Source organism: Paenibacillus vini (assembly GCF_018403325.1).
GTDB classification, from domain to species: Bacteria; Bacillota; Bacilli; order Paenibacillales; family Paenibacillaceae; genus Fontibacillus; species Fontibacillus vini.
Genome location: NZ_BOSL01000027.1, coordinates 25396 through 37812 on the forward strand (window position 1 = coordinate 25396; position 12417 = coordinate 37812).

At 46.6% G+C, this 12417-nt stretch carries 10 protein-coding genes; 7 read left to right on the forward strand and 3 right to left on the reverse strand.

Going from position 1 to position 12417, the window contains the following annotated elements; genetic code table 11:
- Positions 1-67: 67 nt before the first annotated feature.
- Entirely contained in the window at positions 68-1165 is a 1098-nt protein-coding gene (xerS, locus tag KJS57_RS25015; RefSeq protein WP_213656740.1) for a tyrosine recombinase XerS, read from the reverse strand.
- 267 nt (positions 1166-1432) lie between these two features.
- Positions 1433-1843 (reverse strand): MarR family winged helix-turn-helix transcriptional regulator, encoded by a 411-nt coding sequence (locus KJS57_RS25020; protein ID WP_211020583.1) that lies wholly within the window; start codon positions 1841-1843, stop codon positions 1433-1435.
- Between the two features lie 153 nt (positions 1844-1996).
- On the opposite strand from KJS57_RS25020, the gene KJS57_RS25025 reads away from it, so the two are divergent.
- Both KJS57_RS25025 and KJS57_RS25030 read left to right on the forward strand, forming a co-directional pair.
- Positions 1997-3232, forward strand: a complete 1236-nt coding sequence (locus tag KJS57_RS25025; protein WP_213656741.1) for an MFS transporter — start codon at positions 1997-1999, stop codon at positions 3230-3232.
- Between the two features lie 2022 nt (positions 3233-5254).
- Positions 5255-6796 (forward strand): 2-isopropylmalate synthase, encoded by a 1542-nt coding sequence (locus tag KJS57_RS25030; RefSeq protein WP_213656742.1) that lies wholly within the window; start codon positions 5255-5257, stop codon positions 6794-6796.
- Positions 6797-6866: 70 nt separating this feature from the next.
- Here KJS57_RS25030 and KJS57_RS25035 read toward each other — a convergent pair whose 3' ends face one another.
- Positions 6867-7793 (reverse strand): L-lactate dehydrogenase, encoded by a 927-nt coding sequence (locus KJS57_RS25035; protein WP_211020580.1) that lies wholly within the window; start codon positions 7791-7793, stop codon positions 6867-6869.
- 402 nt (positions 7794-8195) lie between these two features.
- Between KJS57_RS25035 and KJS57_RS25040 the strand changes: the two genes are divergently transcribed.
- The 5 genes from KJS57_RS25040 to tnpA all read left to right on the forward strand — a co-directional run bounded on the left by KJS57_RS25040 (position 8196) and on the right by tnpA (position 12275).
- Positions 8196-9239 carry a polysaccharide deacetylase family protein gene (locus KJS57_RS25040; RefSeq protein ID WP_244861705.1) on the forward strand — a complete coding sequence of 348 codons (1044 nt, stop codon included), beginning with the start codon at positions 8196-8198 and terminating at the stop codon, positions 9237-9239.
- Between the two features lie 67 nt (positions 9240-9306).
- Positions 9307-10605 (forward strand): WD40/YVTN/BNR-like repeat-containing protein, encoded by a 1299-nt coding sequence (locus tag KJS57_RS25045; RefSeq protein ID WP_244861706.1) that lies wholly within the window; start codon positions 9307-9309, stop codon positions 10603-10605.
- A gap of 183 nt (positions 10606-10788) precedes the next feature.
- The gene (locus KJS57_RS25050; RefSeq protein WP_211020578.1) at positions 10789-10974 is read left to right on the forward strand and encodes a hypothetical protein; all 186 of its coding nucleotides are present in this window, start codon (positions 10789-10791) and stop codon (positions 10972-10974) included.
- 225 nt (positions 10975-11199) lie between these two features.
- Complete coding sequence (locus KJS57_RS25055; protein WP_373316862.1) at positions 11200-11607, forward strand: DUF2500 domain-containing protein; 408 nt, start codon at positions 11200-11202, stop codon at positions 11605-11607.
- Between the two features lie 194 nt (positions 11608-11801).
- Complete coding sequence (gene tnpA, locus KJS57_RS25060; protein WP_213656720.1) at positions 11802-12275, forward strand: IS200/IS605 family transposase; 474 nt, start codon at positions 11802-11804, stop codon at positions 12273-12275.
- The last annotated feature ends 142 nt before the right edge of the window (positions 12276-12417 follow it).

Consider the following 12417-nt stretch of genomic DNA (forward strand, 5'->3'; position numbering starts at 1 on the left):
AAAGGTGGTTAGACGGAGCCGGACTCCGCTAAACCACTTTTTTTGTGTTAATATAATGGATCTTTGTTCATGATCCGGTGTCCGCCGCTTCATTCCGCCGCTCAATCGCCTGGGACATCGTCTTGTCGGTCAGATGGGCATAGACTTCGGTCGTCTCGGTAGAAGCATGACCGAGCTGCTCTTTCGTTTTGTAAATATCATTTTGCAAATAGTAGTCCGTGGCAAATGAATGGCGCAGTTTATGCACTGTCAGGTAAGGCTTGCCGAATCGTTTGGCGTATTTGATAATCATCGCCTGAATCGCGCGTTTCGTCATTCGTTTACCTTCTTTTTGCCCGTTGGGGATCGTGACGAATAAGCCCTTTTCCCGCTTGGGCGTCCGGTAGCGGCTTTGCCGCAAGGCCATATAATGACTCAGATCATCCTTGGATTGTTCCCGAAAATAAACGGGAGTCTTGAAAGTTTCGTCGTTATTCCCTTTTCGGAACACATAAAGAAGCTTATTCGCCAGATCAAGGTCATCCACATTAAGATTGACGACTTCCGATACCCGCAAACCCGAATTGAGGATCAGGCTGGCAATGCAGGCGTCCCGTTCGCGATTCTGTTCATAAGAAAACAACGCTTGTTTATTATCTTGAATGTCCTGTCCGTAGCCTTCGGCAATGTAAGATACAAACTCCAGAATTTCATCCTCTTCTAATATCTTTCCTTTGAGCTTGGCTGCCGTATCCTTCGGCTTATGAACCCGCTTGATTTCTACCTTGGCCATAATATTGCGTTTAAGCAGCGGATAAAAATTCTCATCCTCGGCAATTTGGCTTAAATAATGAAACAGAGAGCGAAGCGAGGACATTTTTCGGGAAACCGTAATCCTGGCGTTCGTCCCCTCCGTACGGGTCGTTAAATGCAGACGGTAACCGACAATGCTCTCCATATGTAGTACTTCCAGGTCTTTAAGGGTAATTTGCGAGTTACTCTCGGCTTCTGAAAGCCCTTCAGCACGCAACCAATTAAAGAACTGCTCATAATCCCGGATATATTCCAAAAGTGTGGAGGGGGAAAGGTCCGGCAGCTTGTAATCGATGAATTGCTGTACGAACCAGGGCATAAATACGACGCGCTCGTCTAACTTTTTCCGATCGATCGTTTTTTGAATATTCATTTGCATACCTCCGCAAAATAAACGACGGGCAATTCCGCATTTAAATCTTATGTTTCCAGCGAAAATAGGATGAATTCGACGAATTCTGATGCCCGGCAACTCGAATAATAGAGGACGGGAACCACGTTGTCAAATCGAGATTATTTTATTCGAAAACAACAACATATGAAAAATTCACAATAGAAATACCAAAATATACTTAGTTACTTTCAACAAATTTTCTACCTTTCACATATCTATTACCGATCCCATCTCGAAAAAAGAGGGTTAGTCAAAGGTCCGGTTTAATCGGGTCAACAATTCCCCGAAGATTTGCTGCTCTTCTTCCGTCCAATCGCGGATCAGGCGGCCGATTCTTTCGGTACGAGCCTTTTTAGATTCGATTAATTCCCGTTTTCCAAGCTCCGTAATTTGCAAAGAATAAGCTCTCCGGTCAGTTGGATCGGGAGTGCGGAAGACATAACCTTTTTGCTCCAAAGCGGCGGCCTGACGGCTGACCGTGGAGACGTCCAGATGGAATTCATCCGCTAAAGCCTTCACCCCGGCGGCACCATAAACACTTATCTGATGAAGCAGCAAATAGGCTGAGCGGTCCAAATTACCGTGTTTCCGGTTTGAAATACGGCGATAAAGGATCGCCAATTCAACTTCAATAACATCCAAGGCTTGTTCGTCCATGGTTTTTAACCTCACTTTATTTAAATGGATAGTATGTTGACATATTTACTTATAGTTGTATAATACAATAATGTACTTTCATCATACAACTAGTTATATTGAAAGTAAATGTGAATCGTTATTCTATATACAGATTAAGGGGAGAGATCATGAATGTCTAATCATGTCGTAAACACCGATTTAACCGATGGATCGGCCAAACTGGAGGAAGGCGGCTTTTTTAAGCAGCCACGGGCCGTTTGGGCCGTTTTTTTTGCCGGAATTATCGCATTCATGGGGCTCGGACTTGTGGATCCGATTTTGCCGGCCATCGCTGAAAACCTGAATGCAACCCAGAGCCAAGTCTCTTTATTGTTTACCAGCTACAATGCAGTTATGGCTGTAGCCATGTTGGTTACCGGCACTATATCATCAAGATTAGGGATGAAATGGACGCTGTTGCTCGGCATTATCGTTATCGCAATTTTCTCGGCGCTAGGCGGGTTATCGGATAATATTTGGACGATCATCGGACTACGAGGCGGCTGGGGATTCGGGAATGCTTTATTCGTAGCCACTGCATTGTCTGCCATCGTGTCCTTGTCCAATAGCGGTACCACACAAGCCGTAATTTTGTATGAAGCTGCGGTTGGCCTTGGTATTTCTGTCGGTCCGCTGCTCGGCGGATGGCTGGGGGCGATCACTTGGAGAGGGCCGTTCCTCGGAGTGGCTTCACTCATGGTCATTGCCTTTATCGGGCTGATTACCTTGATGCCTAAGTCTAACTTATCTCGTAAAGACCGGCCGAAAACCTCCGTACTGGATCCGTTCCGTGCTCTTAAACACCGTTCGCTCGTTATCTTCGGCTTGACTGCCTGCCTCTATAACTTTGGATTTTTTACTCTAATGGCTTACGCACCTTTCGTTATGGGACTAGATGAACACGGTCTTGGCTTTGTATTCCTGGGTTGGGGCGTCCTGCTGGCGTTTACCTCCGTGTTTATGGCTCCAAGACTTCAGCAGCGTTTCGGAACCGTTAAGTCTATGAGCGTAATGCTCTTTCTGTTTGCGTTGACGCTGTTGGTTATGGGCATTTGGACAAATGAACAATGGGTTGTCATTGCAGCGGTAGTATTTGCCGGCGCGTTGCTTGGAAATAACAATACCCTGATCACCGCGGCGGTAATGAACGCTTCACCTGTAGAACGCTCCACGGCTTCAGCTGCTTATAGTTTCTTGCGTTTCCTTGGCGGTGCGATCGCTCCTTTTCTGGCAGGGAAGCTGGCGGAATGGTTTAATCCGCATATTCCTTTTGTAGTCGGCGCGGGTTTTGTACTGTTGTCCGTGGTCCTCATTATGGCCAACCAGCATCATGTGAAGCATGTCGATCATGCAGGGAGTGGGCATTAAGATAGAAGTAAGGTAGAAGGAAATAATAATAGTCCTTTACCGTAATAAATGTTATGTAAACTTAATTAGGGAGAACTCGAGAGAACCCTCAGCCGGCGCTTTGGGTTCTTTTCCTTGTTAGCGTAATTTACAGTTGAAGGAAACGGTGCGTGACTTTGCATAGTTCTCAGCAAGCAGAGTTGAACGGCAATAGAGTTAAGGCGCTTAGGTGACCGACATGTTATATGGTAATCCATGCGAAACTTATCTGGTGGCAGGCTAGGTGGCGGCTAATGGTGTTATGGGAGAGAATAACGCGTAGTGTGTAGAGTTTAGTGTGTTGGGCGAGTGTTTTAACGGACACTACAGCCGTTATTTGGAGTAAAACAGCCTTGGAAACAATCTAACGGACATACAGGCCGTTAATTCTCCAAAAACAGTCCTATTACTCGGTAAAATCGCCAATTAAGGTCCTTGGTGTCCGTTAGAATTAAAAGTAGCGAAAAAATGGTCGAATAAGGACCGCTATGTCCGTTAGAACCTGGGAGGGAGCTCGTCTCGAACTTTTGCTAAATAGTGTGATGGAATAAGGTAACGTGAAGCATGTAGTGTGAGGGTCGAGAGTGGTTCGAGAATTCTAACGGACACTACAGCCGTTATTGGGATCAAAACAGCATATTTAACAATCTAACGGACATACAGGCCGTTATTTCTTCGAAAACAGGCCAATCACCCTGTAAATCTGCAGATTAAGGTCTGTGGTGTCCGTTAGATTTAAGAGTAGCGAAAAATTGGTCGAATAAGGACCGCTATGTCCGTTAGCGCATGAAGGGTTGCTCGTTTGTTCACCAAAAAGCTCGTTATAACTCCTTAGATGCAGAGATACTCGTCGTTAAACTTTTGATGCGCTCACTATAAGCAGGAACCGACTCTTAACATCTGGAGAAGGCGCGATAGAAGTAGGCGCTTATTGTTACACCTTGGATAGCGTTCAATAATAGCAGGGAACAGTGCGGAGTATTTAAGGGGAGCTTGCTATTAGCTGAAAGCTGCTTGTGATTCTTATGTTGCACTCGTAAATGTGTTGAGGACTAATCGTAGTAGTGGAGATGCGTTCAATAAAAGCAGTAAGCTCCTTTGTAACACCCGGGCTACGCTCGCCAGAAGAAGAAAAGGGATAAGAGGGATTACCGAATCTGAATATAATTAATCATATTAATCTTCGTTAATTAATAACATTAATAACTTTTTATTAATCACATGAATTATAAAACGACCTCCTATCTCGGTTTTTATCTGAATTTTAAGCATTTTTCTACCCGGTGTTGACTATTGTTAAGAAACCGGCATATAATAACTCCAAGTTTTTATTAATTTTACAGGCAATGAAAAGGAGCAGGCTAAACGGGCCCTTATGTCCAGAGAGCGGCGTATCAGCTGAAATCGCCGTCTTAATCCCGAGTGCCGACTCGCCTTGGAGCCGTTGTCCCGATTTCTGAACGTAGGAATAAGGACCGCCGGAATCGCATCCGTTATCGTGCGCGTCAAATGGACCAAGTCCTTTTGACAATGAGGCCATATTCAGATTCAAATGATATGGTGAACATGGGTGGTACCACGGAAGATAACCCCTTTCGTCCCTAAAGTACGCCATTTGGCGTGCGGGATGAAAGGGGGTTTTTGTTTTCTTAAGGTTTTATTTTTTATATTTCAGGCAATGAAAAGGAGCAGGCTAAACGGGCCCTTATGTCCAGAGAGCGGCGTACCAGCTGAAATCGCCGTCTTAATCCCGTTGCCGACTCGCCTTGGAGCTGCATTCCCGAATCGTGCTACAGTTGCATGACTAAGGAACGCCGGGTCGTACCCGTTATCATACTGGAAACCGTGCTTTTTTCGCGCGATTTTCGTTAAGGCCGCCGATATGTTGGCGGTAAAATCAGGGTGGTACCGTGAAAGTAACCTCTTTCGCCCCTGTTGCAGTTGAATTGGCTGCAGCAGGGCGGAAGAGGTTTTTTCAATATTTCAGAGAAGGTGGGATTAAGTATGCGGAAAATTTATGTGTTTGACACGACTTTGCGGGATGGAGAACAATCACCAGGCGTCAGTTTGACCATCGAGGAAAAGGTGGCGATCGCCCTTCAACTGGAGCGGCTTGGCGTCGACCGGATCGAAGCCGGCTTTGCCGCAACTTCGCCCGGAGATTTGCAAAGCATCCGGGAGGTGGCGAAGCAAGTTAAGAACGCAACCTTGCTTAGCCTGGCCCGCTGCCATACGAAAGATATCGATGCGGCGGTCGAGGCGCTGAAGGATGCTCAAGATCCTTGCCTGCATCTGGTGCTGGCAACCTCGCCGATTCATCGAGAATACAAGCTGCGCATGGACAAAGCAAAAGTGATGGAAACTGCGGAAGCCGCAATCCGGTACGGCCGGAAATTCTTTGACAAGGTCGAATTTTCCGCAGAAGATGCAAGCCGGACTGAAGTCGACTTTTTATGCGAAATGACGGCGATGGCGATCCGAGCCGGGGCGACGGTAGTAAATTTACCGGATACGGTCGGATTTGCGACACCGGAGCAATTCGGGGAAATGTTCAGAACGATTAAAGCGAATGTACCGGGCATCGAGAAAATTCAGCTCAGCACTCACTGTCACGATGATCTCGGCATGGCTACGGCTAATACGTTGGCAGCCATCGCGAATGGAGTGGACCAGTTCGAGGGAACGATCAACGGCATAGGTGAGCGTGCAGGTAATACCTGTCTCGAGGAGGTGGCTCTGGCACTAGAAACAAGAAGCGACTATTACGGAGCGAAAACGACCTTAAATCTCGGAGAGATCTATCAAACCAGCCGGATGGTCAGCAAAATGACCGGGATGAGCGTGCCGGGGAACAAGGCCATAGTCGGCGCTAACGCATTTGCGCATGAATCGGGAATTCACCAGGACGGAATGCTCAAGAACCGCAGTACGTACGAGATCATTACCCCGGAGACGATTGGCGCCAGCTCCAGCAAGCTTGTGCTGGGCAAGCATTCGGGCCGCCATGCCTTCAAGGAAAAGCTCATCGATCTCGGCTATTCGTTGGATGAAGAGCAGCTTAACATCGCTTTTGCCAAGTTTAAAGAGCTGGCTGACCGGAAGAAAAACGTTCTCTCCGAAGATATCCGTGCACTGCTGGATGATAATATGACGGAGGGACCGAAATTCTTTGTCCTGGACAGCATCCAGGTTTCCTACGGGAACAGATCGATACCTACCGCTTCGGTACGCATCATTAGGCAGGACGGTACTATTGCCGATGGAGCGTCTGTAGGCAACGGATCGGTTGACGCAGTGTACCAAGCGTTATCCAAAGTTATTGGTATCCAGGCGGAACTGGATGAATACTCGATTCATTCCGTTACGCAGGGAACAGACGCCCAGGGAGAAGTGCATGTTGTGCTGAGACAGGGTGAGGTTACGGTATCGGGAAGAGGCGTGAGCACCGATATTATCGAGGCCAGCGCCAAAGCTTACATTGAAGCAATTAACCGTTTGGTAGGCCGTCAAGAACGCGAAAGAGACGGGAATATCGTAATCTATTAATCATGTGGTTTGTCTAAGCTAGTTACTTTAAAAAAAGACGCCCCTAGCATTAGGGGCGTCTCCAATTTGCTTATAGCTCCAGTTTGGCAATTTCCGATTTCAGCTTGTTCGCCGAATTTTGGAACTGGACCAGTTCCTGATCGCTAAGTTTGAGATCAAGCACTTCACGAACACCGCTACGGTCAACGATGCTTGGTACTCCGAGATACACATCGGAAACGCCGTTGTAGTTCTCCAGCAGGGTGGAAACGTTAAGAACCGATCCTTCATCCTGCAGGATGGATGTGATAATCCGGTCCAACGCCAGAGCAATCGCATAGAAAGTAGCTCCTTTGGCGTTGATGATTTCGTAAGCGGCATTTTTTGTGCTGTTGAAAATATTCTCACGGTCCTGATCGGAGAATTCAAGATCGATACCAGCGACATTCGCAAGACTCCAAAGCGGAAGTTCCGAGTCGCCATGCTCGCCGATAATATGCGCATGGATACTGCGCGGGTTGATTTTTTTGTTTTGCCCGATCAGATACCGGAAACGAGCGCTGTCGAGCAGTGTGCCGGAGCCGATGACTCGGTTCGAAGGGAAGCCGCTCTTTTTCAAAGTTACATAAGATAAAATATCGACCGGATTCGTCGCTACCAAAATGATGGCGTGATCATTATATTTAACGATGTTCTGGATGATGGTTTCGAAAATGCCTGCATTTCTTTTAAGCAGATCAATTCTGGTTTCACCCGGACGTTGGGAGGCACCGGCAGCAATGACGATCACATCGGCGTCGGCGCAATCGCTATAGTCACCCGCCCAGAGCTTCACACCGCCTGTAAAAGGAAGGCCGTGGTTCATATCCAGGGCTTCACCAAGCGCCTTGTCTTTGTTGGCGTCAATCAATACGAGCTCGGATACGCGTTCCCGAAGCAATAATGTATAGGCAGTTGTTGCGCCTACGGCCCCGGTCCCGATAATAACGACTCTACTGGAACGCAATTGAGTTTTCATTAGTTCATCTCCTTAAAAGTTAGTTTTCCCTGCCTAAGCGATGTATAGTATAGATCCCATAACCAATTTTTGGGGATCCCTAGGCATAAAGATCAAAGCTCCGCTAGTAGTGTTAGCAGATATGTACTTATTACTCCCTACATTGTACATGAAACACTCAAAATTTAAAGTAAAACATGAAATAATCATTTTTTTCATAAAACTTGTGAGAGACTATCAAGAAAATATGATTCATAATATTTATTATGTAAACTAAAGTGGATTATGAGTACTTTGTAACCTCAGATGTAACCATTCTGTAAGGACGCCGGACTCTCTTTTATATTATTCTAGTAGTATTAATAGAGAGAGGATAAGTGAAATTTAATGTCTTACATAAGCCGAATTGAAGAGGAACAAAAATTGCAGCAATCCAGACGCAACCAGGAGAAGAAGTCAACCCGTAAGATGAAATCCATGGTTATCGCTGCATTGGTACTGTCCTCCGCCTCATTAGTCTTATCGGCTTTTGCGGCGACGACAGTTATTCAGGGTAAAAGTGCCGGCTATGGATCAGCGGCCGTAGTGACGCCTAAATATGCAGGCTCTGCCGAGAGTCCGACTATTAAAGAGGGACAAGTAAGCGGCGATGCTGTTGATATTGTACCAGACCCAGCTTCTGAAGGGGAAAGCCCAAGCGTTCCCGAAGCATCAGAAAACTCTATTCCGAACGATAAGGAACCTCCTGCCACTATAGAGAAGAACGACCAGGGCTTGCCCCCTAGTAAAACGACCGAGTCAAAAGGGGAAGAGAAACCAGACAATCCGGCAGTAAAAACGGATAAAGCTAAATCCCAAAAAGTCATTTATCTCACCTTTGACGATGGACCAAGCAAATATACGAATCAAATCGTTGATATATTGAATCAAAATGGAATCCATGGCACCTTTTTTATGATCGGAAAACAACTGGACGGGAATGAGAAAGCTGTTAAAAACGCGGCGGAAAATGGCAATTATGTCGGCTTGCACAGTATGACTCATGATAAGAAGAAGTTATATCAAAGCGGTAACTCGGCGAAATTCATCAAAGAGTTCAAGCAGGAGCAGGCTCTTGTCAAAAAGATCACCGGGACCACACCATGGCTGATCCGGGCACCTTACGGAAGCATGCCGGAAATCGGAGAGAAATTCCGCGACGACATTGCGGCTGCCAAATTTAAAATGTGGGACTGGACTATCGATTCCAAAGACTGGAGTTATACAGGAAAGCCCGATCGTATCATCAAAGAGGTGAAGCGCCAGGTTCACCGGGACACCGAAGTTATTCTGATGCATGAGAAATCGCAAACGGTACAGGCTCTGCCAGAAATCATAAGTTATTTGCAGAAAAAGGGGTATTCCTTCGCGGTCTACAAGCCGGATCAGCACTTCTCCGTGAACTTTGCTAAGGACCAGCGTTTGTAATCTACGATTCTCCCTATGGTATAATTAAAATAATCTGCGAGATTCTTGAAAGAGAGGTGGTTCCTTGGTGAGATGGTGGTACAAAGCGGCAGGATGCGCCGTCATGGCGGGTTTGCTGCTGACTGCTTGCTCTTCGGGGCACCCGCCGGTGAACAATAAGCCTGCTCAGCAAGAGGAAGAGATGACTGAAGAAGGACAGACTCTGACCGTTATCAATCCGGAGTCATCGGTGAACAACTCGTCCGCTTCTCTTCCATCCGCTGAAGAAGGAAAGAAATATCAGATTCAAACCCGGCTCACCGATTTTCGGCTGCTCGGCGCCTCCAAAGGGCTGGCCTGGGGTTCTACCCGCAGCGAGCTGCGGTTATATGTAACCCAGGATAGCGGCAAAACATGGACTAATATATCGCCGTCCGCATCGGTCCAGTTTCCGAATAATCCGGAATACGGTACTGACTTGTTTTTTGTCGATGCGGAGCATGGATGGATCGTCCGGGATTCGCTCGGTTCCGGGGAAGCGATCATACTGCGGACAGGTGACGGCGGCTTAACCTGGAAGATGGCCTCGCTGCCCGAAGCGGATGATGTGGCTTCCATCTACTTCCTGGATCAGGACCGCGGCTGGATTCTGACGGTCGGTAACGGTCCGGACAGTAGTGAAGCCAAAGCGCTGTATTCAACCACTAACGGCGGGGCCACTTGGACCAAAATAATGAGCACGCCAATTCTTCCGACGGATACGTCATCCATCGATCATACGCTGCCTAAGCTTGGGAATCCGGTCGGAATGATTTTTACAAGTAAAACTAACGGATATATCACGATGATCGAAGCCGGGCTGCCCGCTTTATATGTAACAACAAACGGCGGGAGTCAGTGGACAAAAGATAACGTTTTTTTTGAAAAAGATAAATTTAATACCTGCAGTCGTTTCTCCGTAGGGTCTCCGAGTTTTTTTAACGGAAGCGGCTCTGCCGGTTGGATCTCCATTGGTTGCGAACGGGAAGAGGCGGTCAAATATAACGGTTACTTTTCCTCGGATTCTGGTAAGACCTGGTTGCTTTCGCCATTTGGCTTGCCTTGGAGGGACGGGAACGACGCTCACCTTTCGATGACTTTCCTCAATTCTATGGAAGGGTGGGCGATTCAAAACGCTACCTTGTATCATACCCTGGATCAAGGGAAGAGCTGGACATTGTTTCCCGAGAACGTAAAATTGATGGAAGTGCTAGCCGATTATCCCGAAGTGGTAAAGATTCAGTTCTTCTCTTCTAAGGTGGGCTGGTTACTCGTAGAAAAAAGCGACAAAAAACGATCGCTGCTCTTGCAAACCCAAGACGGCGGAGCCAGTTGGCACGTGCTTTAAGAGGCGTGCTGACGGGCTTTTTTTTATTTGGATGACCGACTACAAAGAGCTATTATTATGATGTTCATTAAATTGTGAAATTTATCACGTGCACTAATTAAACTTTGTGATATATTTAACTTGTAAGAAGGAAACACATTCAAGCCAAACAAATCAAAAACAAACCATTAGGAGTGAGCCAAAATGAAAACTATGAACGCTGAGAATTTAACCCGCAATTTCCTCCAACTTTGCTACACTTGCGACGACGCTCATCTGTGCATGACCGAGGAAGCTTGCCAAGCTTGCTGGGCGGAGCAAGGACTTAACGAGATGGAAACAGAAGGTGTTCATGAAACCCGCGAATTGCTTCAATTCTATTATGCCTGATACAATAGCTTCCTCATCATCTAAATAACCTTCGGTTCTGCCCAGGAACCGAAGGTTATTTGTTTTTTTATGCATATAGAGGAATGTCCAAAATAAAGGGACAAGGGTGGCATATTTTCACAGGGGCCGGAATAACAAGTTTTGATTTGGACGGCATATACATAGGAGAGAAGGGGAGGCAGTCAGGCTATCGCAATAGACCGATGCTTGATAAGGGGGTGAAGCGTGCAATCTTGGATGGAAATGTTCGGGGTGATGAATACGGCTTTCCCGGTTTTCGTCGCCGTCATTCTCGGAATCATTGCTTTAACGGCGGCAGGCGGCATCAAACGGCATTGGTCCAATAACCGGCAACCGGTGCTTAGTGTTTCGTCTGTCATCGTCGGTAAACGGACCGAGGTCTCCCACAGGCATGATACGGATCTCTCCGTAAACCGTTCGGACAGCAAGTATTACATTACCTTTGAAGTCGAGAGCGGGGACCGGATGGAATTTGGCGTGAGCGGGCAAGAGTATGGCCAATGCTCGGAAGGGGATGAGGGGAAGCTTACGTTTCAAGGCAGCCGTTACCTTGGTTTTGAACGTCTAAGCAAAACATATCGGGCCTCGCTTCAGGAGTATCGCCATTATTAACGAGTTCCCATAAAATAATGAAGAGCTGTCCGCCGGACAGCTCTTTTTGTTACGGCTTTAGCCAGTTGAGCTCGCGAAGCGTGCGAAACAAAAAACCACCCGCTATGCGGGTGGAGGGATCGAAGGTTTGACCACCAAGACCATTCCGATAAAATTGAGATGTTCAGGCTCAACAATGAAAGGAATGGTCTTAAATGGCAAACAAGAGCTATAGTCTAGCTCACACGAAGTGGATGTGCAAATACCACATTGTGTTCACCCCGAAGTATAGACGGAAAGAGATCTATAATCAAGTAAGGAAAGACTTAATCGAAATTTTCAAACGTTTATGTAAATACAAGGGGGTAGAAATAATAGAAGGCCACATGATGCCAGATCATGTACATATGTTAGTAGCGATACCCCCAAAAATCTCAGTATCTTCATTTATGGGATATCTGAAGGGAAAAAGCTCGCTGATGATATTTGAGAAGCATGCCAGCTTGAAGTATAAATATGGAAACCGGAAATTTTGGGCAGAGGGATACTACGTCAGCACAGTAGGCTTGAATGAGGCCACTGTCGCTAAATATATACGTGAGCAAGAAGCACATGACCAAGCAATGGATAAACTGAGTGTGAAAGAGTATGAGGATCCATTCAGCAGAAACAGTAACAAGAAGAAGTAAACCAGTTTAACTGGTAAGTGAAAGTGACAAAAACACTGAGCCTGAACAATTTTATTGTCAGGCTAGCGTCTTTAGGCGCAGTTTGGCAACAGGGGGTTATACCCCAAGAGCAAACCACCCGTTGGACGGGTGGTTATGATTT

Coding starts and splice junctions, on each gene's coding strand:
- KJS57_RS25035 (WP_211020580.1), bottom strand. CDS start 7,793: ATGAAAACTCAATTGCGTTCCAGTAGAGTCGTTATTATCGGGACCGGG.
- xerS (WP_213656740.1), bottom strand. CDS start 1,165: ATGAATATTCAAAAAACGATCGATCGGAAAAAGTTAGACGAGCGCGTC.
- KJS57_RS25050 (WP_211020578.1), top strand. CDS start 10,789: ATGAAAACTATGAACGCTGAGAATTTAACCCGCAATTTCCTCCAACTT.
- tnpA (WP_213656720.1), top strand. CDS start 11,802: ATGGCAAACAAGAGCTATAGTCTAGCTCACACGAAGTGGATGTGCAAA.
- KJS57_RS25030 (WP_213656742.1), top strand. CDS start 5,255: ATGCGGAAAATTTATGTGTTTGACACGACTTTGCGGGATGGAGAACAA.
- KJS57_RS25020 (WP_211020583.1), bottom strand. CDS start 1,843: ATGGACGAACAAGCCTTGGATGTTATTGAAGTTGAATTGGCGATCCTT.
- KJS57_RS25025 (WP_213656741.1), top strand. CDS start 1,997: ATGTCTAATCATGTCGTAAACACCGATTTAACCGATGGATCGGCCAAA.